The 21,790-nt window shown below is 71.2% G+C and carries 27 protein-coding genes; 9 read left to right on the forward strand and 18 right to left on the reverse strand.

Annotated features, from left to right (window positions below; translation table 11 throughout):
• Positions 1 to 59: 59 nt before the first annotated feature.
• From BX285_RS12725 to BX285_RS12795, 16 genes are all read right to left on the reverse strand, one after another.
• On the reverse strand, positions 60 to 1,535 hold the full coding sequence (locus BX285_RS12725) for an ATP-binding protein (protein ID WP_121175170.1): 1,476 nt from the start codon (positions 1,533 to 1,535) through the stop codon (positions 60 to 62).
• Between the two features lie 2 nt (positions 1,536 to 1,537).
• Positions 1,538 to 2,392 carry a bifunctional DNA primase/polymerase gene (locus BX285_RS12730; protein WP_121175171.1) on the reverse strand — a complete coding sequence of 285 codons (855 nt, stop codon included), beginning with the start codon at positions 2,390 to 2,392 and terminating at the stop codon, positions 1,538 to 1,540.
• A gap of 103 nt (positions 2,393 to 2,495) precedes the next feature.
• Entirely contained in the window at positions 2,496 to 3,134 is a 639-nt protein-coding gene (locus BX285_RS12735) for a GGDEF domain-containing protein (RefSeq protein WP_121175172.1), read from the reverse strand.
• A gap of 94 nt (positions 3,135 to 3,228) precedes the next feature.
• On the reverse strand, positions 3,229 to 3,432 hold the full coding sequence (locus BX285_RS12740) for a hypothetical protein (RefSeq protein WP_121175173.1): 204 nt from the start codon (positions 3,430 to 3,432) through the stop codon (positions 3,229 to 3,231).
• Positions 3,433 to 3,441: 9 nt separating this feature from the next.
• Positions 3,442 to 4,440, reverse strand: a complete 999-nt coding sequence (locus tag BX285_RS12745; protein WP_121175174.1) for a DNA cytosine methyltransferase — start codon at positions 4,438 to 4,440, stop codon at positions 3,442 to 3,444.
• Positions 4,430 to 4,711 carry a hypothetical protein gene (locus BX285_RS12750; RefSeq protein WP_121175175.1) on the reverse strand — a complete coding sequence of 94 codons (282 nt, stop codon included), beginning with the start codon at positions 4,709 to 4,711 and terminating at the stop codon, positions 4,430 to 4,432. Before BX285_RS12750 ends, BX285_RS12745 begins: the two co-directional genes overlap by 11 nt.
• Positions 4,708 to 4,920 (reverse strand): hypothetical protein, encoded by a 213-nt coding sequence (locus BX285_RS12755; protein WP_121175176.1) that lies wholly within the window; start codon positions 4,918 to 4,920, stop codon positions 4,708 to 4,710. The genes BX285_RS12750 and BX285_RS12755 overlap by 4 nt, the downstream gene beginning before the upstream one ends.
• A 12-nt stretch (positions 4,921 to 4,932) precedes the next feature.
• Positions 4,933 to 5,121: a hypothetical protein gene (locus BX285_RS12760; RefSeq protein ID WP_121175177.1), complete on the reverse strand. Its 189-nt coding sequence runs from the start codon at positions 5,119 to 5,121 to the stop codon at positions 4,933 to 4,935.
• A 44-nt stretch (positions 5,122 to 5,165) separates the two neighbouring features.
• On the reverse strand, positions 5,166 to 5,420 hold the full coding sequence (locus BX285_RS12765) for a hypothetical protein (protein ID WP_121175178.1): 255 nt from the start codon (positions 5,418 to 5,420) through the stop codon (positions 5,166 to 5,168).
• Between the two features lie 150 nt (positions 5,421 to 5,570).
• Entirely contained in the window at positions 5,571 to 7,703 is a 2,133-nt protein-coding gene (locus BX285_RS12770) for a cell division protein FtsK (protein WP_121177468.1), read from the reverse strand.
• A gap of 162 nt (positions 7,704 to 7,865) precedes the next feature.
• A complete protein-coding gene (locus BX285_RS12775; RefSeq protein WP_121175179.1) occupies positions 7,866 to 8,123 on the reverse strand; it encodes a hypothetical protein in 258 nt (85 codons plus the stop codon).
• Between the two features lie 50 nt (positions 8,124 to 8,173).
• The gene (locus BX285_RS12780; RefSeq protein WP_121175180.1) at positions 8,174 to 8,554 is read right to left on the reverse strand and encodes an RRQRL motif-containing zinc-binding protein; all 381 of its coding nucleotides are present in this window, start codon (positions 8,552 to 8,554) and stop codon (positions 8,174 to 8,176) included.
• 1 nt (position 8,555) lies between these two features.
• Positions 8,556 to 8,906 (reverse strand): hypothetical protein, encoded by a 351-nt coding sequence (locus BX285_RS12785; RefSeq protein ID WP_121175181.1) that lies wholly within the window; start codon positions 8,904 to 8,906, stop codon positions 8,556 to 8,558.
• Positions 8,903 to 9,868 (reverse strand): DUF2637 domain-containing protein, encoded by a 966-nt coding sequence (locus BX285_RS12790; protein ID WP_121175182.1) that lies wholly within the window; start codon positions 9,866 to 9,868, stop codon positions 8,903 to 8,905. Before BX285_RS12790 ends, BX285_RS12785 begins: the two co-directional genes overlap by 4 nt.
• Positions 9,865 to 10,017 carry a hypothetical protein gene (locus BX285_RS37275; protein WP_183107063.1) on the reverse strand — a complete coding sequence of 51 codons (153 nt, stop codon included), beginning with the start codon at positions 10,015 to 10,017 and terminating at the stop codon, positions 9,865 to 9,867. Before BX285_RS37275 ends, BX285_RS12790 begins: the two co-directional genes overlap by 4 nt.
• The gene (locus BX285_RS12795; protein WP_121175183.1) at positions 10,014 to 10,301 is read right to left on the reverse strand and encodes a hypothetical protein; all 288 of its coding nucleotides are present in this window, start codon (positions 10,299 to 10,301) and stop codon (positions 10,014 to 10,016) included. The genes BX285_RS37275 and BX285_RS12795 overlap by 4 nt, the downstream gene beginning before the upstream one ends.
• 469 nt (positions 10,302 to 10,770) lie before the next feature.
• On the opposite strand from BX285_RS12795, the gene BX285_RS12800 reads away from it, so the two are divergent.
• The 3 genes from BX285_RS12800 to BX285_RS12810 all read left to right on the forward strand — a co-directional run bounded on the left by BX285_RS12800 (position 10,771) and on the right by BX285_RS12810 (position 12,949).
• The gene (locus BX285_RS12800; RefSeq protein ID WP_121175184.1) at positions 10,771 to 11,121 is read left to right on the forward strand and encodes a winged helix-turn-helix domain-containing protein; all 351 of its coding nucleotides are present in this window, start codon (positions 10,771 to 10,773) and stop codon (positions 11,119 to 11,121) included.
• A gap of 260 nt (positions 11,122 to 11,381) precedes the next feature.
• Positions 11,382 to 12,386 (forward strand): AAA family ATPase, encoded by a 1,005-nt coding sequence (locus BX285_RS12805; RefSeq protein ID WP_121175185.1) that lies wholly within the window; start codon positions 11,382 to 11,384, stop codon positions 12,384 to 12,386.
• On the forward strand, positions 12,383 to 12,949 hold the full coding sequence (locus BX285_RS12810) for a phosphotransferase-like protein (protein WP_121175186.1): 567 nt from the start codon (positions 12,383 to 12,385) through the stop codon (positions 12,947 to 12,949). Before BX285_RS12805 ends, BX285_RS12810 begins: the two co-directional genes overlap by 4 nt.
• A gap of 10 nt (positions 12,950 to 12,959) precedes the next feature.
• Here BX285_RS12810 and BX285_RS12815 read toward each other — a convergent pair whose 3' ends face one another.
• Positions 12,960 to 13,808: an NAD(P)-dependent oxidoreductase gene (locus tag BX285_RS12815; RefSeq protein WP_121175187.1), complete on the reverse strand. Its 849-nt coding sequence runs from the start codon at positions 13,806 to 13,808 to the stop codon at positions 12,960 to 12,962.
• Positions 13,805 to 14,464, reverse strand: a complete 660-nt coding sequence (locus BX285_RS12820; protein ID WP_121175188.1) for an HAD family hydrolase — start codon at positions 14,462 to 14,464, stop codon at positions 13,805 to 13,807. Before BX285_RS12820 ends, BX285_RS12815 begins: the two co-directional genes overlap by 4 nt.
• A 269-nt stretch (positions 14,465 to 14,733) precedes the next feature.
• Between BX285_RS12820 and BX285_RS12825 the strand changes: the two genes are divergently transcribed.
• The 6 genes from BX285_RS12825 (at position 14,734) to BX285_RS12850 (ending at position 21,789) form a co-directional block, all read left to right on the forward strand.
• The gene (locus BX285_RS12825) at positions 14,734 to 15,528 is read left to right on the forward strand and encodes a hypothetical protein (RefSeq protein WP_147465151.1); all 795 of its coding nucleotides are present in this window, start codon (positions 14,734 to 14,736) and stop codon (positions 15,526 to 15,528) included.
• A gap of 134 nt (positions 15,529 to 15,662) precedes the next feature.
• Positions 15,663 to 15,905, forward strand: a complete 243-nt coding sequence (locus tag BX285_RS36815) for a hypothetical protein (protein WP_147465152.1) — start codon at positions 15,663 to 15,665, stop codon at positions 15,903 to 15,905.
• Positions 15,906 to 16,312: 407 nt separating this feature from the next.
• Positions 16,313 to 17,017, forward strand: a complete 705-nt coding sequence (locus tag BX285_RS12830) for a VIT family protein (protein WP_097240275.1) — start codon at positions 16,313 to 16,315, stop codon at positions 17,015 to 17,017.
• A gap of 111 nt (positions 17,018 to 17,128) precedes the next feature.
• Positions 17,129 to 19,672: an ATP-dependent Clp protease ATP-binding subunit gene (locus BX285_RS12835; protein WP_398900943.1), complete on the forward strand. Its 2,544-nt coding sequence runs from the start codon at positions 17,129 to 17,131 to the stop codon at positions 19,670 to 19,672.
• A 141-nt stretch (positions 19,673 to 19,813) separates the two neighbouring features.
• The gene (locus BX285_RS12845; RefSeq protein WP_097238080.1) at positions 19,814 to 21,112 is read left to right on the forward strand and encodes a sensor histidine kinase; all 1,299 of its coding nucleotides are present in this window, start codon (positions 19,814 to 19,816) and stop codon (positions 21,110 to 21,112) included.
• Entirely contained in the window at positions 21,109 to 21,789 is a 681-nt protein-coding gene (locus BX285_RS12850; protein WP_121175191.1) for a response regulator transcription factor, read from the forward strand. The genes BX285_RS12845 and BX285_RS12850 overlap by 4 nt, the downstream gene beginning before the upstream one ends.
• Position 21,790 lies beyond the last annotated feature (1 nt).

Raw genomic sequence — 21,790 nt, forward strand, 5'->3', positions numbered from 1 at the left:
GAACAGCAAGAGGAGCACCCGGGGCGCCGGTGCTCTTCTTGCTTGTCTGGCGGTGCGGGTCAGATCAGCCGGGGCTGTTCGTGCGAGGGCGGGACGGCCGGGCAGGCCATTTCGAGGTAGCGGCCCTCGAAGGTGCGGCCCGTGTCGATGAGGACGCCCCGGGCCGCAAGCGTCGGCTGAAGGCGCTTGAGGCGGTCGGAGAGGACCTTGCCTGTGGTCGGCCAGCCCTTGGGCAGGGAGCGCAGGTCGTCGCCGCTGTAGAGACGGCTGAGGTGGCTCAGCCACTCGGTGGAGGTCATGCGCTGCGCGCCGCCGGGTTCGATGGTCTCGGCGTGCTTGAGGACGGTCTGCGCGAGCAGGTCGCCCTCGATGACGTCGTCGTTCAGGTCGTCCAGGCTGGCCCGGTAGGCGGCCAACGCCCCGAGGTGGGTCGCCGCGTCGAGCTGCGCGCACAGGTGGGCGAAGTCGGCCATGCGCAGGTCGGTCGGGGTCTCCGCTTCGGCCGCGCGGACCTTGACCGTGAGGTCGAGCAGGGATCCGAGGACGACGGGCAGGACCTCGGCGTACTCGGCCCACAGTTCCGCCTCGGTGCGGCGGACGCGGGGGCGCTCCAGTCGCAGGGGCAGGAGGCGTTCGGCGAGGTCGGGCCGGATGACGCCCACGTCGATGCCGGTCAGGAGCAGGGGGCGGCGGTAGCTGGCGCGGTGCACGTCCCCGTCGGTGAACAGGGCGCGCTTGACGGACTCGGCTCCGGTGACGATGCAGCACATGGCGTCGGACAGGTCCGGGGTCATGTGGCTCAGGTTGTCCAGGGCGGTGACCCATCCGGCCGCGACCGCCGCGATCAGGTTCTCCTCGTCCTTCGGGGCCCGGCGCAGGTCCCCGCTCATGCCCTCGATGATCCGCACGAGCATCCGGCCGCCGGTGGACTTGCCGGCGCCCTGCGGGCCGGTGAGGAACGGGGCGGGCACGGGCACGCCCGGCGAGAGGCAGCCGACCAGCCAGGCGAGAGCCAGGCACTCGGTCTGGGCGGTGGCGAAGTTCGTCAGCCTCAGCAGGAGGTCGATGCCCTTGCCGTCGGTGTCCTTGGCCGGGAGCGGGAGCTCCCCGGTGAGCTGGGTGCGGCGCCAACAGACCTCACGCGGATCGGGGGTCAGGATGTCCCAGCCGGTGGGGTGGATGCGCACGGACTTCCCGTCGGCGCGCCCCAGGTCGAGCCAGGTCGCGCCGTCGAACCCGGGGGCGACGCGGATGTGGACGGGCTGCACGTCCTCGGACATGGCGAGCGCTTCGATCAAGTCCAATGCCTCCTTGATGGCGGTTCCGTTGAAGACGCCGACCCCGTCCCGGTAGAGGCCGACGATGAGTTCCTGGCGGTGGCTGCCGGTCGTGCCCTGGGAGCGCATCGGCCGGGCCACCGGGTGGCCGATGCGCTGCGAGTACACGGCGCCGTCGGCGGTGCGGAAGTACCGGAAGTGCGCCAGGGCGTACTGGGCGATGACCTCGCGGGCTGGGTCCTTCTCGTCCTCGGCCACGGCTACATCCCCAGCCGGGTCAGGGCGTTGGCCCACGCGTCGGCGCAGTGCCGGGGCGATTCGCCCTTGGCCTGCGCGGCGGCGAACAGCCGCGCGGTGTGCGCCTCGGTCAGACAGCCGCACCGACCGTGAGTCGAGAGCACCGCGAGGAACGTCGTGAACACGGTGGCATGCACCGCACTGGACGCCTCCGTGATGCGCTGCTCGGCCATGGCGATGCCACGGGCCAGGTACGCCGGGGTGCGGTGGGGGCACCTCCCGCCCCTGGCCGGGGCGGGCATCGTGACGGCCGCTGGCCGGACCGGGGTGGGCGCCTTCACCACCAGGGCGCGGACGACGTCCGGCAGGGCGGTGATCGTGCCGGTGCCGGGGCCGAGCCACCGGGCGTAGGCCATGGACGACTTGATGTCGGCGCCGGGCCGCACCGCGTTGGCGGAGGCCATGGTGCCCTGGTAGAGCCAGTGCTCACCCCTGGTGGTGGCGACGGTCCGGGTGGCGGGCAGGATGGCGCGCGCCCACGCGATGGCGTCCGCGTTGTCCAGGTCCACGACGGTCAGGCCGGCGCCGCCGGGGTGGTAGGCCACCGCCGCCGCCTGCCGCCACGCCCGCGCCCACTCGGGCGAGTTGATGACGTCGGGGTCGGTGGTGGCGGCGGCCCAGCCATGGCACGGCTTCGGGCAGTGGCACGGCCCGGGGTGCTTCATGTTCGGCCGGCCGCCGCACGCGTTGTCGACGCAGTCGCAGCAGTTGCCGAACGGCACCTTCCCGGCCCGCAACGGCAGCACGGGCACGCCGTCGGCCGCCAAGGAGAGCGCGGCGGGAAGGTGCTCTCCCCGAACCCTGGTCAGTTGGGTCATGCTGGGTGGTCTCCTCTTCTCGGTTCGAGCAGGGGACCGGAGCGGTCGGACGTGTCCTTGCCGGGAGTGCCGGCCGCTCCGGGCAAGGCGTTTGCCCCTGCTGTCAGGCGGCGGTGCGGGTGCGGCGCCAACGGCGATCTGCGGTGGCCAGGTCGGTGCCGGGGGTGTACTGCTGCCATCCGCCACCGGCGCGCTTGGCCTGGTACATCGCCGTGTCGGCGGCGGCGAGGGCGGTTTCGAGGCTGCGGTCGGGCAGGTCGGCGACGAGGGCCATGCCGATGGAGGCGCTGCGGGGCAGGGACAGGCCCGCGTAGGCGACGGGCTCGTTGAGGTAGGCGTTGAGGATGTAGAGCTTGCCGTCGGCCCTGTTGCGCGGGAGGGGGCGGATGATGGCGAACTCGTCGCCGCCGAAGCGGGCCACGTGGCCGTAGCCGCCGGTGCAGTGGGTGAGGTGGGCGGCGGTGTCCTTGAGGATGGCGTCGCCGGCGGCGTGGCCGTGGGTGTCGTTGGCCTGCTTGAAGTGGTCGAGGTCGATGAAGAGCACGGCCGCGTCCTGGTGGCGGATCAAGCGCTCGGCCTCGCGGGTGAAGCCGTCGCGGGTGAGCAGGCCAGTGAGCGGGTCGCGGCGGGCGCGGTCGAGGCGGCGGCGCATGACGGTGGCGTGCGCGCCCCATGCGGCCAGGGGGAGCGCGGCGGCGGCGATGGCGTGAAGGTGCTGCGGGGCGAGGCGGTTGGGGTCCATGCTGGTGTCTCCTGATTCGGTGGTGCCGGTCAGGGACCTGGGGCGGCCGGTTTGCTTGCAGGCCATCGGCCGCCCCGGGATTGGTGGGTGTGAGTCAGCCCTCGTCGGGGCCGCAGGCGCAGTTCTCGGGCGCGGCTCCCTGGCCGATCCGGCAGGCGCAGTACAGGAACCCGAGCGGGGTTTCGATGGGCTCGCCGCCGGTGCAGCAGTCGCACTCGCCCGGCTGCCAGTCCTCGGCGTCCTCGGGGTCGTACTCGTCGTGGCCGTGGCCGTCCAAGTCGTAGTCGTACACGGGCACGGCCTTTCGTCAGGAGCCGTCGAGGGCGGCGGTGATGAGGTGGTGGGCGAGGCGGGGCGGGACGGCGTTGCCGATCTGTTGGCCGATGTCGCGGCCGGTCCACGGGTGGTCGGCGGGGAAGGACTGCAAGCGGCCGGCTTCGGACCAGGTGAAGCGGGATTCGGTGCCGTCGTCGGCGAGCACGCGGACGCGGCTGACCTTGCCGGTGACGGTGGCGGACGGTTCGCTGTTGGTGCGGCGTCCTCGGGCTTTGGGGTCGCCGCCGGTGCCGTAGTTGGAGACGACGGTGAACGGGCCGCGCTCGGGCAGGACATCACCCATCGCCGCCCAGGGCAGCAGTCCAGGGTCGCCTGCAGTGCGGGGGACGCCCTTGGCGTACGGCCGGTGGGTGGGGGTGGGCAGGGCGGCGGTGCCGGTGTGGCGGGCGATGAGGACGGCGCGTTTGCGGGTCTGCGGGACGCCGTACTGCTCGGCCCGCACGACCCCGGCGACCGCGCTGTATCCCTCGGCGCGCAGGATCGCGGCGTAGGTGTTCCAGACGGGCAGGACGGCCGGGACCTGCTCCAGCACGATCGCCTCGAACGGCCGCCCAGCGTCCGACGCGTCCAACACCCACCGCAGCGGTTCCAGGACGAGGCGAATGAGGTCGTCCACGCCGTTGTGGCCGTGGCGGGCGACCGTCTGCCGCTCGGACAGCCGGTGGGCGAGTGCGACGATGTCGGCCAGCGCCCGGCGTCCGGCGCCGGTGCCCGCCGCGCTGAAGGGCTGGCAGGGCGGCCCGCCGAGCAGCATGTTCGCGTCGGGGAAGTCGTCGGGGCCGTAACGGCGAACGTCTCCCTCGATCGTGGTCAGTCCGGCGGCGCGGCGGGTGGCGCACGCGTCCGGGCTCCACTCGATCCCGGTGACGTGGACCCCGAGCGCGCGGGCGGGCAGGTCGAGGCCGCCGACACCGGCGAACAGGTCCACGCCCCGCCACGAGGGCCGGTACTGCTGGTGGTCAGGCCGCACGCCGAACCCGCCCCTCGGGGAACGCAAGAACGGTGGCGAGGCGGGCCGGGGTTTCGGCGACCGGGGCCGGGGCGCCCTCGCCGCCGTCCGGCGGGGCCATGTCGGTCTCGGCCGTGCGGGCGGCGCGTTCGGCGGCGGACTCGGCGAGGACCTGCAGCACGGCGGCGGAGTCGGCCTTGGCGCCGCGCTGGGTGATGAGGGCGGCGGCGCCGAGCAGGGCGCCGGGGCCGATGAGGACGGCGGCAGTGATGGCGTCGGTGGTGGTGCTCACGTGGTTCCTCCGGTGCGGGCGGCGTGGGCGAGGAGGTCGAGCAGGTCGGTGCCGAGCAGGTGGGCGCGCTGCTCGATGGCGGTCCAGGACTGGGGGTCGATGTGCATGAGGGCGGCGAGGGCGGCGGCCGGTTCGTGGTTGGCGGCGGCGGTGAGGGCTTCGCGCAGGTGGACGGCGGCGAGAGGCCGGATCGTGGCGGGGGTGGTCATCGGGGGCGCCGGTCAGTGGTTGCCGATGGCGGAGACGACGGCGGCGAGGAGGTTGTTGACGGGTCCGGCGAGGCCGGTGGAGGCGGCGGTGAGGCCGGACAGCCAGATGATGAGGGCGGTGCCGGCACCGACGCGCTTGGTCCACACGAGGGTGATGGTGATCAGGCCGGTGACGGCGGCGACGGAGAGGGTCACGTTCATGCGGGTTCTCCCGGGCTGAGCGGTGGGCGGGTGGTCTGCAGGGGCTAGTTGGTGCCGGCGCGCCAGGTGCGACGGGCGACGTTGTAGAGGTGGCGTCCGACGCGGATGCGCTTGCCGACGCCCCGGCAGCGGCGGCAGTGCTTGCCGCGCTTGGGGTTGCCGCGCCGGTCGTGGGCGAGCTGGAAGCCGAGTCCGCCGCACTTGCGGCAGTCACCGAACGGGCTCGCGGCGCACAACGCTGCGTAACAGAGCGCGGCCAGTGCGGCGGCGGCGAGCGCGGCGAGTATCAGGGGGGTCATGGGGGCCTCCAGGGCGGTTTCCGGGGCTCTAGCGGACGGTTCGCTAGGCGCTAGGTCCCTGATCAGGGCATGTTTTGGTCGCTAGCGGGGTCGCTAGGTCTAGCGAGGGTGCTTGCTAGACCTAGCGACCGTTTCGGGGCTGCCCGGGGGCTATCCGGCGTCGCGCTTCTTGTCGCGCTCGGTGACGGCCCGGGTGATGTGGTCGCGTTCGACGCCGCGCCGGTTGGCGCCCTTGCCGGCGTCGGTGGTGCCCCAGACCTGGCCGGTGGTGATCCCGTAGGGGCGAAGCGCGGTGGCGATCTGGTCGGCCTTCGCCCGGCCCTCCAGCGCTGCCCACGGCCCGTAGGCGTCGGGGCGGAGCTCGGCGAGGCGGGTGGCGATCGTCTCCGACCAGAGCTTGGGCTCGTCGGGGCCCATGACGGCGAGGATGTCGGCGAGCAGGTCGTAGGCCGGCGCCGACGCGGGAGCGGCGTCGGCGTGGCCGGCGGCGTGGCCCCTCAGCAGACCGGCCTGCTCGCGGGCCTCGCGTCCGCGCTGGGCGATGGCCTCGGCGGCGGGGGCGTCCACGAACACGGAGCGGATGATCTGCGCGTCGGCGCCCTCACCGCCGATGTAGTAGGCGATGCCCCGGTCCGCGCGGGTGAACGTCGTGGCCCGGATCCCGCGCTTGTAGGCGGAGGTGCCGAGCACCATGTCGTTCTCCAGCTGCCCCATGACCTTCAGGCACAACCTGAGGACGGCGTTGGAGCTGATGCCGGTGGGCAGGGACTTGGCGTCGGGGCGCTGGGTGGCCAGCAGGGAGAGGATGCCGACCGCCGGGCCGCGCTTGTTGACGTCGGTGCAGATCTCCTCGATCTCCGGCCCGTACTTGGGGTGCTCGAACCACACCTGGCACTCGTCGGCGGCCAGGACGATCGGGTGCAGCCGCAGGGACCTGTTGTCGGCGAGCTTGGTGGTGACCTTCGACTCCGGGCACACGTCCCGGGGCAGGTTGCGGATCACCTTGGTGCGCCGGCGCATCTCCTCGCGTAGCTCTCGCAGGTCGGCCAGGGCGTACTCGATGTCCTCTTCGTCGTCCCCGGCCCGGTGACGGTAACTGACCTTCTCGCCGACCGGGTCGAGGTCGCCGGTGCCCTTCAGGTCGTAGGTGTGCAGCTCCGCGCGCGGGTCGAGGGCGGCGATCAGCAGCAACAACCTGAGCAGGAAGGTCTTGCCCATGCGCGGGACAGCGCCGATCACGCCGGAGACGAACATCAGGGTGACGTTGACCCAGTTGCCGCGCTGGTCGGTGGCGAAGGGGACCGGGTCGAACAGGTCCACCGTGCCCTTGCTCGCGAGCGGCCAGGCGGGCTGCTTGGCCTTGGCCATGTCCTGGTCCCCGACCCACAGCACCATGCGGCCCGGGTGCTCGCCGGGTGCCTGCTCCGGCCACACGGTGCCCAGCGGGCGGCGAAGCCCCGAGGCGAGCTGACCCCGGCGGGCCATCACGTCCGCCACCTCGACGCCGTGCGGGAGCTCGACCTCTGCCCGCCACCCCGGCCCGTCGCGCATGATCGGCGCCGGGAACGTGATGCCGGAGCCCTTGGACTTGGCGGAGGTGATCCCGCCGATGCCCAGCGACTCCAACGCCCGCACCACCATGTCCGAGGTGAGCTTGGGCGCCTTCGCCTTCACGACCGCGCGGGTGATCAGCGGCTCGTCCGCCGGCGCCCCCGCCACCCCCAGCGCCAGCACGACAGCGGAGGCGAGGGCGAGCAGGGTATCGGTGCTGGTCAGCACCCACAACACCACCACCGCCGCGAGACCGAACACCGAACCCAGCAGCGAGATCAGCGAGCGCAGACGCACCCGGTTGTCGCGCTGGCGGGTGAGCTTGAGGTACAGCTCCGCGTCTTCACGCCGCGCGGCCGCCGCCCGCAGCGGCTGGCCCTCGGCGTCGGAGGCCCACCGGCCCAGGAACGTCATCGTTCGGGCCGCGCCACGCGGGGCCCGCATCGCGAGGCGGCCTGCGTAGAGCGGGGTGCGGATCGCGTGATAGGCGACCGTGTGGCCCATCTGCCCGGCCGTGTAGGCGAGTTGGGTCTTCAGTTCGGCCTTGGACAGCAGCCACGCCGGCAGGATCGGGCGGCGGGCGCCCTCCGGCACCGGCAGCGGCACGGGGGCGGGCTGGTCGACGTAGACGGACGGCTCGTCGTCGCCGTCGCTGTCGTCGTCCACAGCGGTGGCGGTGGGGCGGCGTTCGGCGCGGGCCTTGGCGAGGTCGACCACGCCGTCCTCGGCCATCTCCGCCGCGAGGCGGGCGAACAGCTCGTTCTCGGCGTCGTCACCGGCGCCGGGGCTGTGGTGGTTCACTGGGCTTCCTTCCTCACTGCTGCTGTGGTGCGGAAAGGGATCCCGGGGCGGCCGGACGCGCCGGCAAGCAAGCACGGCCGCCCCGGGGTGTGGTCAGGCCTGTTCGGGCCGGGGCCAGGGGATGGAGCGGCAGGTAGCGGCGTGGTCGTTGGCGTCCTCGCGCGCCATGGAGCGCATTTCGGCGTGCCAGGAGCGGGCCCCGCAGCCCAGGCACCGCCACCGGCACCAGTCGCCGGAGTCCGGTCCGGCCGTGTAGAGCGCGACCAAGGCGGATCCGAGGGTCAGGAACAGGGCCGTCGTTCCAGCCGGCAGATCGGCGGCGGGTACCGCTGCCACGGTGGGCATGTGCATGCCAGGTACCTCCGTGTGGGAGTGGACAGGGTGGTGGCTAAGCCGGGGGTTCAGGCCGCGAGGGGCACGCCGTCGGCGCAGGGCAGACAGACACCCAAGTGCGCGGGCAGGACGTAGCCGGCGTCCCGCCCGCACTGCGGACAGGTGCGACGGGCGGTGTTCGCGGCGGCCAGGGCCCGGCGCCTGCCCTCGGTCAGGGGGCGCACGGGCGCGGCGAGGTCGGGGCGGTAGAGGTAGGCGACCCGCACGCCCAACTTCGAGCGGCGGGAGCGCCACATGAGCTGTGCGGCGACGTCCTGTCCGTTGGGGCGCAGGCCGTGGGCGCGGAGCTGTCGGCGGGTGAGCAGGCCGTCCGGGGCCATCTTCCACGGGTAGGTGGGGATACCCCCGGACCGGCGGCCCTCCGGATCCCAGAACCGGGGCCGGGCCACGTCACGCCCAGGCGGTGGCGGGTTCGGGCAGGTTGTAGAAGCCGACCAGCTCGACCGGGGCGCCGAACACGGTGCCGGTGACGATGAGCCAGGCCAGGACGCTGCCGTCGTTGTGCTTGAGCTCGACGGCGGCGGGGTCCAGGTCGAGGGCGGCGCGCCACTGCTCGAACCCGTTGAGGTCGTCGTGGAGGGTGGCCCGCAGGCCCCACGTCGTGCCGGAGTCGGGCACGTGGGTCTCTCGCAGATCGAACCGCGGTGCGGGCAGGTCGGCGTGGGCGGTGAGGATGGCCACCAGCGCGCCGGCGGCGCCGATCTGCTCGCCGCTGGTGGTCGTGCTGTCGAGGGTGGTCACGACGCCTTCTCCTCAGGAGAGTCGGTGGTCTCGGTGGTCTCGCCCGCCGAACCGTCGTAGGCGTCCGGGGCGGGGTCGGGCACGGCATGCAGCGCCGGCCGCTCCGCCTCGGCGGCGGCCTGTGCAGCGCGTTCGGCGGTGAGGGTGTCGCGCAGGATGCGGGCGCGCTCGGCGGAGGTGCGGACCGTGGTGCGGATGCGGTCGGCGGTCAGCTCGGCGTCCGGCCAGTCGGCCGTGGCCGACCGGGCCTCGTCGAGCAGTTCGGCGTCCGTGCGCTTGGGTCGGGTGGTCCGGGCCGACTTCGGGACAGTGCCGGTCGTCCGACGCGGCCGGGCCGCCGCCGCGGCGGTCGGCCTCCGAACCGGCACCGTGGGCGCCTTGTCGGTCGGGTCCTCAGTCGGTTCGGCCGCCGGGGCGGTCGGGGCCGGGACGGGAGCCTGGTCGGCCGACTGGTACAGCGGCCAGTCCGGTTCGTCCGTCTCGGGTTCGCCCTGGTCAGACCCCGACTGATTCGTCATGGTTTGGTCTGTTTTATCGGCCTTGGGTCGGGCGTGCAGCACCTTGGCCACCAGGTCCGACCCGAAGTAGATCGAGCCGACCGGCAGCGACGACGCGAGCAGGACCAGGGCCCAGTGCGCGGGCGCCCACTCGGCCAGTCGGGTCCGGCCGCCGCCGTGCAGAGTCGGTACCAGGCCGTGCACGTAGTTGAGCACCAGCGACGCGGCGGTGTACCCGGCCAGGACCCGCAGCGCGAACTTGCGGTCTGCGTCGGTCAGCGCCAGTGCGACGACCAGTGCCAGCGCCATCAGCCCGTCGACCACGAGCGGGTAGACCGTGGCGGCGGTCGAGTCGGCCCCGATCGCCGACGCCACGTCTCGCAGCGCGTTCCACGAGACTCGGAACGCCATGGCGGCCACGGCCAGCAGGCCCGCCACCAGCCACCACTTCCCGGCGCGGCTCACAGGGTGCCTCCCGGCGCTCCGGCGGCGATGAGGGGCTGTGCGGTTTCGCGTGCGGCGCGTGCGGCCTCGGCAGCAGCCGCAGCGGCGATCCGGGCCGCTTCCGAAGCGGCGGCGGCCCGCTCGACCTCCGCGCGCGCCTCGGCGGTCACGCCGCCACCCCCGAGTGGCTGCGGCGGCCGGCGGGGCGCGGGCGGTGCAGCGGGACGGGGGCGGTCCGCAGCAGCTCGGCCGCGACCTCCGCCGACTCCGGGTCCGACTCCCACAGCTCCGCCAGCACCTCACGGGCCACGTCGGTACGAGCGGCGTACTGGGCCACGCTCTCGCCGGCCACGCCACCGAACAGCGACCCGAACGGGTCGTTGTCGATGCCGAGCGCCAGCTCCGTGTACTCCAGGGCCGAAACGGCCCGTTGGCCTGCAACAATCGACTTCACGGGTTCACCTCTTGGTAGTTGGGTGAGTGAGCCCGAGGGCCGCCGCGCGTTCCTTGGCCGGGAGCGCGGCGGCCCGACTCATTCGGGCCCAGCCACTCGTCACATCACGAGCAGCCATGACCCCCGACCCGCCACGGGCGGCACGGATCGGGGACCAAAGTCACTCGTTTTTGATCAGCACACTGTTGAGTTCTCAAGGGACTGTGCTCTGTGTGGACAGAGCCCTGGTTCCGCAGACACCGGGCCTGTCGCGACAGTGAGTGCGCGACGGTTCCCGGTCCCGTAACGGCCGTTTGACGTGCAGGAATAGCTAGGCCTGAGTGAGCTTTGCTCTCTCTGCCACACAGAACACTGTGAGGCAGAGAAGCAGAGTTGGCAAGTCCATCAGCCGGGCGACATGCGGAAGCATTGGTTCCGGCCGAAGGGTGCGGCACTATGAGGCAGAGACGCAGAGGGATGTGGAGTGGTGATGGTCGAGTGGACCGGCGAGAAGTCCGCCTACCGGCAGGTGGCCGATGACCTTTGCGCACGGATCGCGAAGGGCGAGTTCGCCGCCGACGGAAAGATCCCGTCACTGGCGAAGCTGCAGGCCTCCTACGACGTGAGCCCAACCGTTGCGCGTGCCGCCGTCGGCCACCTGCGGGAGACCGGGCTCGTCGTGAGCCACCAGGGCAAGGCAGCCTTCCTGACCGAGGGTGCGGAGTCGAAGGCTGCTGCCGTTGCCGGCAGCGAGGCCGGACAGCTCCGGCGCGAGCTTGCGGAGGTTCGCGGAGAACTTCGCGACCTGCAAGCCCGGGTCGCGGAACTAGAGGCCCGGTGACGGGCGGATGGGGGGATCAGGGGATCGCGGCTGTGCTGCGGTCCCCTGGCTGCATATCGGGGCGGGTGACGCTTCACTGATGCCTCCTGGGCTGGACAGGAATCAGTTCACACCCATCGGAGCGGCATCTGTATCACGGAGCCTTACCGGTATTCGGTAGCAGATCCTTACACGACTACTATCACGACTTCTATCGCGATTTTCGGGTGACTCAACGAGCCGCTACACTCGCGGCACGAGCAGTTTCCTAGGAGGGGAATATGGCTCGGCAACGCCCAGGATGGAATCCGGCAATTCTCAAGCAGGTCAGGGAATCCCACGACCTGACCCTTGAGGAAGTCGGCGAGAAGCTGCGGGAAATCGGCGATCGGCACAAGTTCAACCTTGCCGCCAACTTTCAGACGGTCTGGGCGCATGAGGCGGGTTCCTCGTTCCCGCGCCCCGACTACCGCCGGGCTTACTGCCTTCTCTATCGCATGAACGAGGCGGAACTGGGCTTTCGCCGACCGCTCCCCGGAGAGGTCACCACGGTGCCCAACCAGCGTCCAGCAGCAGAAACTGTCCCCAACCTGGACCAGGCGATCCGCGAGGCTCTAGGCAGCATCCACGAGGGCGCGGACAACGTCGATGTCGACGCGTTTCGCAGTCGAGTCATCAACGAGTGGAAGCGTCGGAATGGCGGCGAGAATTCAGGCCCGATGGTTCTCCTTGTCGGCGGATATGCCGGTTCTGGGAAAAGTGAGTTCGCCAAATTCATCGGCCGTCTTACTGGGTGGCCAGTGCTGGACAAGGATTCCTTGACGCGCCCGCTGGTCGATCAGCTTTTGATGGCGCTCGGCGGAAAGGTGAACGACCGAAGTTCTGAGCTCTACCGCGAGAAGGTTCGGCCGCTCGAATACCGCTGCCTCATGGAGGCCGCGTGGGACAACGTCGACTGTGGCACGTCCGTGATCCTCGACGCGCCATTCCTGGCGGAGTTCTCACAGGCCGACTGGATGCAGCGCTTCTACAACCGCTGCAAGGCGAAGCGAGCCACCGTGGCCGCTCTCTGGGTCGAGTGTGACCCCGACTCGATGAGGGAGTACATCGAGTTCCGAGGCGCGGCCCGGGACATCTGGAAGATGGAGTCGTGGGAGGAGTACCTGGCGACAATTGACCTCAAGCTCCGGCCTCAAGGCCCGCACTTCGTGGTGGACAACCGCCTTGGTGCGGCGATCGCCGCTGCCGATCAGGCCCGTGACGTGCTGAGCGGAGGTGGGCTGTGACGTCGCACGGTTTTATCCTGTACGGCCCGCCGGCTGCCGGGAAGGACACCGTCACCCGAGCCCTCCGGGACATCAGCCCGGACTACCGGCTCTTCTCCCGACTCAAGGTCGGCTCCGGGAAGTCCGCTGGCTACAGGATGGGCACTGCTGAGCAACTGGCCGAGCTGGAGGCCGCGGGCGATGTCATCTACCTGAACCGCCGGTACGGCAACACGTATGTGATCGACCGTCCGGGGATGGACGAGGCGTTCATGACGGGCATCCCGGTTGTCCACCTGGGCCAGGTCGAGGGCATCAACGCGCTCATCAAGGGCTACCCGGCCGACTGGGCCGTCGTGTTGCTCTGGTGCTCGCGTGAAGCGACGGCGTCCCGGTCAGCCGGACGTGGCGATGCCGACACCGCGGATCGGCTGTCCGCATGGGACGCCACGCAGGTCGATGTCGACGCGCACCCAGGGCAGGCATGGGACCTCACGGTGGACACGGGTGCCGTCGGACCGGCCGAGGCAGCGCGGCTGATCAACGACCTCTTGTCGCGCGACCGTGCCGGCGGAAGCCGGTAGCGGCCTGCGCTCACTGCGGCCGGGACAGACGGTCAAGGGCCTCGTCGGGCGTCAGCTCGGCGAGGTCTTTGCTGTCCTGCCACCGAGCGAGGGTCTGCGACACGGCCCGCAGCATCTCGTCGGGCAACCCGACTGCTGACAGCATGTCGGCGGCCTCGTCCATCTCGGGACCCCAACGCCATGCCCGGGCAGCGGTCTTGGCGATGTACCCAGTCTCTACCAGGTAGCTTCCCTGCCGCTTGCCAGCGACGTCGAGCAGGGCATCGTCCACACCGTGCGCACGCGCCGCGCCGAAGGCAACCGCTGCAAGCACCCGAGATGCCTTCTGATACGAGCTGTACGCCAGCTTCAGAGCCGATGCCCGACCGACCTCTTCTCCCAGCACGGGAGTTGCCACCGCGCTGCCAGCGAACAGCCCTTCCACCAGCGGGATGGCGTCGAACGAACCGGAAAGGTACATCTGAGTCTTTTTCCCGTTGATCGGCGGCGAGCCGATTACCGCTCCGTCGACCACGGCACGCGCGGACCTGCTCAGCACCTCGGCGATGCGAGTCATCCGCTCCGGGTTGATGGCGTTGGCCTCCACGTAGATACCGGCGTACCTGCGCTCGGCGACGGTGTGGGCCAGTTGCTCGGCGGCCGCCGGAGGGCAGAGGCTGAGGATGACGTGCGCCTGCTTCACCAGGGTGTCCAGGTTGTCAACCGGCTCCAGCCCGGCCTGCTCAGCCCGGGCTACGGTGGCCACACTCCTGCCGGCCGGGCACCAGAGAACCCGCGCCGCGTTCGGGCGGGCGCAAGCTGCGACCGCCGCACCCATGCTTCCGGGGTGGAGGATGCCGACGATCGGCTTGATGGTCATCGCGTGCTCTCCGGTCGTCCAAGCAGGAAGTCCAACGCTTCCACGACGGTGGGTGAGATGTGATCAGGGGCGAGTCCAGGTGTGGCCCAGGTGCCGCCAGCTGAAACCCAGACCGTTCGCAGGCCGGCGGCGCTAGCCCCAGCGATATCCGTCTCCGGGTTGTCTCCGACCATCCAAGCGTCAGCCGGAAGCATGAAGCCGCACCGGGCAGCAGCCGTCCGGAAGGCCTCAGGATCCGGCTTGCGGGCCCTGGTCTCCTCGGAGATACACACCGCATCCACGTGATCGAGGATCTTTGCGGCCGACAACTTGGCTCGCTGGATGTCCGATGCCCCGTTGGTCAGCACTCCCACGGACCACCCTGCGGCCCGCAAGAGATCCAGCCGAGACAGTGTCCCGGCGGCGCAAGCTACCCGCGCCGCAATGCCAGCAACGTAGGCACTCCAGAGTTCCGCGGACGACTCTGGCAGGCGTAGGTGATCGCGAACCACATCGAATGTTTCTGGCTGCGCTCGATCTCTTAGGACGTTCTCAACAAACTGTGCTGCCTCGGGCGTGAGCTGCCGATCTGCGCTGAAGCGGGCCACCCATGCGGTCATAGCGCCGTGTCGGCTGATCAGGGTGTCGTCAAGGTCAATCAGAACGAGCCGGCGCATGGTGAGGACCTTATCGGTCCCTCTTGATCCATCGGCAGGATGGTGAGGCGTGGCTGCTGGGCCGTTCGTCTAGGTTCGCCGGGAGGCCCAGCATAGGCCGCTGATCTTGGTCTGGCCTGCTCTCTCCTCCTCCGGAGATCTCCATGAGATCTCATGGGAACTACCAGCTCAGCTATCTACAGGGCATTCACAAAGAACCCGCTGTGGCGACCAACTCCCGTGGTGTCAGCGCTTGTTCTCTGCGAGCCGGCGGTGCCATGGTGGGGCGCGTGAACGAGCAACCATCTTGGGAGGGACTCACCGCGGCAGAGGTCGCTGCTGACGCTGCCGAAACCCAGAGATTCCTCTTGAATCGCAAAGCTCAACGGCGGCTCCATGTTCCTGTGCGCCGCGACTTTGTGCAGCTCCCGCCACGTAGCGAGAGCCGCCACAGCGTGCTTGCCCAGTTCGTTCGGGGTAGGGACGTCCGTGGACTGAGGGCATACCTGTTCATCATCGCGATCACAAGCTCGGACCTGGACAACTGGAGTACCACGCTCAACAGCTCCGTGTGGGCCCGCGCGATCGGTGCGACTGAGACTGCGGAGCCAGCCAGTGCCCGGGCCGCGGTCACCAAGATCTTCGGCCGGCTGCACCAGCGCAGGTTGATCACCTGTACGCGACTGCTAGGGACTCATGACATCAGGGTCACCTTGCTTCGCGAGGACGGGAAGGGTGGTGCGTACACCAGGCCAGGGAAGGAAAACCGGGACCCATACCTGAGGATTCCGCGTGAGCTGTGGGACGAGCGAGTAATCGACGACTTGGGCCTGCCAGCCCTTGCCATGCTCCTTGTCCTCAGCTGTGAACGACCAGGCTTCGAGTTGCCTTCCGAGCGAACGCCCGAGTGGTACGGGTGGTCGGCGGACACCGCCGAGCGCGGTTTCAAAGAGCTGGTCGACAAGGGCCTTGTCGAGGTCAGAAAAACGTTCAAGTCAGCACCAGCCAGCCCGAGGGGCTATACCCACTGCAACCGCTACACCTTGGTGGCTCCCTATGCCCACCGTGGACGGGCCATCCAGTAGACGCAGTCAAGGGCCTCTAGCGGCTGTGGGGTGCGGCAATGCCGCACCCCACAGCTCCACCGGCCGAGGCGGACAACGCCGGCAAGCAAGTACTGCCTCAGCCGCAAGCAATCCCCATCTAGAAGGAGACCTACTTGAGCATCAACCGTAACCCGGGTGCGCGAAACGGCGAACCCGCGATCAACGTTTCCATCTCGGGGAACGCCCAGATCACCTGGTCGTACTCCGGTGAAGGTCCGCGCTGTCAGCCTGGCCCGACTGCTAGGGATGCCGGTGCCGATGGGACTGCAGACCAATCCTTCTGGAAGAGCGCGATCTTCTGGGAGGCGGTCAGCGCTATGGCGACGGTTACGAGCGCCGTCGCGACCTTCCTGTAGACGCGGCGGTCTCACTTCTGGTCTCGGTCTGCGGCGATCCGCGGTCGTCCGCCCTCGTGGTGATCCGGCGGCGCGGCCGGTCGGATGTCTGGCCGCAGTCCTGGTCTCTTCTGGAGGCCGCTGACGGCAGATCCTGACGGCAACACTGACGGACTTGGGGCGGCAGCGGAGGCCGCCTGCGCCCGGCCAGCGGGAGGCGCGTGTGGCTTCGCTGAGCCCGTTCGAATGATCGAACGAGCTTACAAAGCAGATGTCGGCGGTTCGAAACCGTCCGCGCCCACCATTTCGAGGGCCGGTCCGGGAGGTTCACACCTCCTGGACCGGCCCTCGGTCGTTGTCGGTGGCGGGGCCGGGCGGGGCGGGTGAGGATCGGGGGCGTGGTCGGGTCGCTGAGAGCGCGGTGGCGGATGGTGGAGGAGGTCGGGGGGTCGCGGGCGGCGTTGTCGTCGCGGCTGAACTGGCTGCGGGCGGCGGTGCTGGGGGCGAATGACGGGGTGGTGTCGACGGCCGGGATCGTGACCGGGGTGGCGGGGGCGACCGGGTCGCGGTCGGCGCTGCTGGCGGCGGGGGTGGCCGGGCTGTTGGCGGGGGCGATGTCGATGGCGGCCGGGGAGTACGTGTCGGTGAGTACCCAACGGGACACCGAGCGGGCCGCGTTGGCGAAGGAGCGGCGGGAGCTGGCGGAGGACCCGGAGGGGGAGCTGGACGAGTTGACCGACTACTACCGGGGGAGTGGGCTGGCGGAGGAGTTGGCCCGGGACGTGGCGGTGGCGTTGACCGAGCGGGACGCGCTCGCGGCGCACGCGCAGACCGAACTCGGCATCGACCCGGAGGCGTTGACCAACCCGTGGGAGGCGGCGCTGGCCAGTGCGGCCGCGTTCACGCTGGGCGCGCTGGTGCCGCTGCTGGCGGTGTTGCTGCCGCCGGAGTCGTGGCGGCTGGCGGTGACGGTGGTGGCGGTGGTGGCCGCGCTCACCCTGTCGGGCTGGGCGAGCGCCCGGACGGGCGGGGCGGGACCGGCCCGGGCGGTGGGGCGCAACGTGGCGGGCGGGCTGCTGGCGATGGCGGTGACGTACAGCGGTGGTGTGCTGCTGGACCGCTTCACGGGGTGACGGAGCAGGGGCGTGCGCTCCGGGACGGCGCCGCCCCGCTCGACAGGCGGGGGTGCGCGGCCTGTGTTTGTGTGGCTGCAAATCGCTTGGGAGAGGTGAATCGCCGTGACCATGCCCCCGTTCGGCTCGAACGATCCGTTCTCCGACCTGCTCAGTCGGTTCTTCGGGATGAGCCCGCTGGCCTCCCCGCCCGCCGTGCAGCGGGTACCGATCGGGCGGCTGCTCAGCGAGTCCTCGCAGGAACTGCTCGCGCTGGCCGCGCAGCGCGCGGCGGAGGACGGCTCCAGCGACCTGGACACCGCGCACCTGGCCTGGGCGGCCACCCGGGTGGAGCCCTCGCGCCGAATGCTGGAGCGGGCGGGCATCGATCCGGACCGGCTGTCCGGCGACCTGGAGCACGCCCTGCCGTCCGGCACCCCGGACGCCGTCGACGGACGGCCGGCGCTCACCCCCTCCGCCAAGCGCGCGCTGCTCGCCGCGCACGCCCGCTCGCAGGAGGCCGGCGCCTCGTACATCGGGCCGGAGCACATCCTGGGCGCCCTGCTGGACCAGGAGCGTTCGGGCGCGGGTACGGCGCTGCGCAACGCGGCGCCCTCGCAGGAATCGTTGAAGTCGGTGCTGGAGGGGCGCGGCACCGGCGGTGAACGCAGCAGCGCGGGGGCGCACCCGAGCGAGACGCCGACGCTGGACGAGTACGGGCGCGACCTGACCGAGGAGGCGCGCGCCGGCCGGCTGGACCCGGTGGTCGGGCGGGCCGAGGAGATCGAGCAGACCGTGGAGATCCTCTCCCGGCGGACCAAGAACAATCCGGTGCTGATCGGTGAGCCGGGCGTCGGCAAGACCGCGATCGTGGAGGGCCTGGCCCAGCGGATCGTCTCCGGGGACGTGCCGCAGAGCCTCAGGGACAAGCGGGTGGTCGCCCTCGACCTGACCGCGCTGGTGGCCGGCTCCAAGTACCGGGGCGAGTTCGAGGAGCGGCTGAAGAACGTGATCGACGAGGTCACGGCGGCCGAGAAGAGCGTGATCCTGTTCCTGGACGAGCTGCACACCGTGGTCGGCGCGGGCGGTGGCGGCGAGGGCTCGATGGACGCCGGCAACATCCTCAAACCGGCGCTCGCGCGCGGCGAGTTGAGCGTGGTCGGCGCGACGACGCTGGACGAGTACCGCAAGCACGTGGAGAAGGACGCCGCGCTGGAGCGCCGCTTCCAGCCGGTGCTGGTGCCCGAGCCGAGCGTCGAGGAGACCATCGAGATCCTGCAGGGGCTGCGCGACGCGTACGAGGCGCACCACCAGGTGCGGTTCACCGACGAGGCCCTGGACGCGGCGGCGCGGCTCTCCGACCGGTACGTCAGCGACCGCTTCCTGCCCGACAAGGCGATCGACCTGCTGGACCAGGCCGGTGCGCGGGTGCGGCTGCGCAGCCTGAGCGGGTCCACCGAGTCGACCGGGGTGCAGGACCGGATCACCAAGCTGAAGCGGGAGCTGGAGGAGGCCGTCACGGACGAGGAATTCGTCCGGGCCGCCAACCTGAAGACCGAGCTGCGCCGGACCGAGGACGAGCTGGCGGCGATCGCCGAGTCCCGCGAGGAAGTCGTCGACGTGACGGCCGAGGACATCGCGCAGGTGCTGTCCTCCCGGACCGGCATCCCGGTCGCGGAGCTGAACGCGACCGAGAAGGAGCGGCTGCTCAAGCTGGAGGAGCACCTGCACGAGAAGGTGATCGGCCAGGAGGAGGCGGTCACCGCTGTCGCCCAGGCGGTGCGCCGCGGCCGGGCCGGGATGGGCGACCCGGAGCGGCCGACCGGCTCCTTCCTCTTCCTCGGGCCGACCGGCGTCGGCAAGACCGAGCTGGCGAAGGCGCTGGCGGCGCTGCTGTTCGGCGACCCGGACCGGATGATCCGCTTCGACATGAGCGAGTTCCAGGAGAAGCACACCGTCTCCCGGCTGGTCGGTTCCCCGCCCGGGTACGTCGGCTACGACGAGGCGGGGCAGCTGACCGAGGCGGTGCGCCGCAAGCCGTACAGCGTGCTGCTCTTCGACGAGGTGGAGAAGGCGCACCCGGACGTCTTCAACCTGCTGCTCCAGGTGCTGGACGACGGGCGGCTGACCGACTCCCAGGGACGTACGGTCGACTTCCGCAACACCGTGGTGATCATGACCAGCAACCTCGGCTCGCAGCGGATCCTCGACCACTCCGGGAACGTGGACGAGATCCGCGACGACCTGATGCGCGACCTGCGGCAGCAGTTCCGGCCGGAGTTCCTCAACCGGATCGACGAGGTGATCGTCTTCCACGCGCTCACCCGGAAGGACCTGGTGTCGGTGGTGGACCTGCTGCTGGACCGCAGCCGCCGGCGGCTGCGGGCCCAGGGCGTCCGGCTGGACGTCACCGAGGCGGCCAAGGAGTTCCTGGTCAACCGCGGCTACCAGCCGGAGTTCGGGGCCAGGCCGCTGCGCCGGACGATCCAGTCGGAGCTGGACAACCGGATCTCCAACCTGCTGCTGGACGGCTCCGTGCGGGAGGGGGACACGCTGGTCGCGGACGTGAGCGGCGGCGAGCTGGTGGTGAGGCTGACGCGGCCGGAGGCGTCGGCGGCCTTCGAGGAGGCGGAGGAGAAGGCGGAGGCGGGGGCGGCGAAGGGCGGGGAGAGCTGACTGCGGCGGGGGCGGGATCGGGGGCGGGGTCGGGGTCGGGGTCGGGGTCGGGGTCGGGGGCGGGCGTACTCCCGGGGGAGTACGCCCGAACGCCACTGGTGGAGGACGCGTGAGGACGGGGCGCGGGTCTAGCTTGTGGGCATGATGCCGCCCACCTCGCAGCCGCCGGAGCCGTTCCGGGAGGGGCCGTCCGCGTCGGGCCCCTCCCCGTCGGGGCCGTCCGCGGAGGGGGCGCCCGAGCCGGGGCGCCCGCCGCGGGCGCGGGTGCCCGGGGCGGGCCGGCCGCTGGGGCAGCCGGTGGCGGTCGCGGTGGGGCAGGCGGTGGCGGTCGCGATGGTGCAGGTGGTCGGGTCGACCTTCGCCGCGCACAACCAGCACGGCCGGGCCCCGCTGGACGCCTTCGGCTACCTCCTGCTGTTGCTCGGGCCGGCCCTGCTGGTGCTGCGCCGCCGCCGGCCGGTCGCGGTGGTGGCCGGCACCTCGCTGGTCACCGCCGGGTACCTGGCCGCCGGCTACCCGTACGGGCCGGCCTTCGTGAGCTGGCTGATCGCCTGCTGCGCCGCGATCGGCGCCGGGCACCGCCGGGCCGCCTGGGCGGGGCTGGCCGGGGTCTACCTGGTGCACGTGCTGGCCACCTTCGTGCTGCCCGCGGACTGGCAGCGCGCCCGCCCGCCGTCCGGCTCCCCCTGGCTGCCGGAACTCGGGTTGCTGGCCTGGCTGTTGCTGGTGGTCGCGGGGGCCGAGCTGGTGCGGTTCCGGCGGGAGCGGATCGCCGCCCACCGGGCCTACCGGCAGCAGCTGGAGGAGCGCCGGGCCAACGAGGAACGGCTCAAGATGGCCCGGGAGTTGCACGACATCCTGGCGCACAGCCTGTCGCTGATCAACATTCAGGCGGGGGTCGCGCTCGCCCTGCTCGACCGGCGGCCGGCGGAGGCCCGCACCGCGCTGGTCACCATCAAATCGACCAGCAAGGAGGCGCTCGGCGAGGTCCGCCAGGTGCTCGCGACGCTGCGCGGGCCCGGGGCGGCACCGCGCGGGCCGGCCCCGGGGCTGGACCGGCTGGACGAACTCACCGAGCAGGCCGACCGGGTGGGCCTGGAGGCCGAGGTGCACGAGCGCGGCGATCGGCGCCCGCTGTCCGCCACCGTCGACCTCACCGCCTTCCGGATCGTCCAGGAGGCGCTGACCAACGTGGTGCGGCACTCGGCGGCCCGGCAGGCGGTCGTGGTGCTGGACTGGACGGACCCGGCCGTGCTGGTCGTCCGGGTCGAGGACCCGGGGCCGGCCGTGCTCGGCGACGCCGGCGGGTCGGGCAGCGGGCTGGTCGGGATGCGCGAACGCGCGGCCGCGTTCGGTGGCACCATCACGGCGGGGCCGCTGCCCGGCGGCGGCTTCCGGGTCCGGGCGGAGCTGCCGACACCGAAGGCGGAGAGTGAGTGATTCGGGTACTTCTGGCGGATGACCAACTGCTGGTCCGGGCAGGCTTCCGGGCCCTGCTGGACCTCCAGGACGACCTCACGGTGGTCGGCGAGGCGGACGACGGGGAGGCGGCGCTGCAGCTGGCCCGCGAGCTGGTGCCGGACGTGGTGCTGATGGACATCCGGATGCCGCGGATGGACGGCCTGGAGGCGACCAGGAGGATCGCCGAGGATCCGGCGCTGTCCTCCGTACGGGTGGTCGTGCTGACCACCTTCGAGCTGGACGAGTACGTCTTCGAGGCGCTGCGCTCGGGGGCGGCGGGATTCCTGGTCAAGGACACCGAACCGGCCGACCTGCTGCGGGCGATCCGGGTCGCGGTGGCGGGGGACGCGCTGCTCTCGCCGGGGGTGACCAGGCGGCTGATCGGCGAGTTCGCGGCCCGCTCGAAGGCGCCCGAGGCGGCGCCGGAGGGGCGGCTCCCGGACGTCTCGATGCTGACCGAACGGGAGCGCGAGGTGCTGGCGCTGGTCGGGATGGGGCTGTCCAACGAGGAGATCGCCCGGCGGCTGGTGGTCAGCCCGCTGACGGCGAAGACGCACGTCAGCCGGGCGATGGTGAAGGTCGGCGCGCGGGACCGGGCGCAGCTGGTGGTGCTGGCCTACGAGTCGGGGCTGGTGCGGCCGGGGTGGCTGGGCTGAG

Origin of the sequence: Streptomyces sp. 1114.5 (assembly GCF_003635085.1) — a bacterium.
GTDB lineage: Bacteria > Actinomycetota > Actinomycetes > Streptomycetales > Streptomycetaceae > Kitasatospora.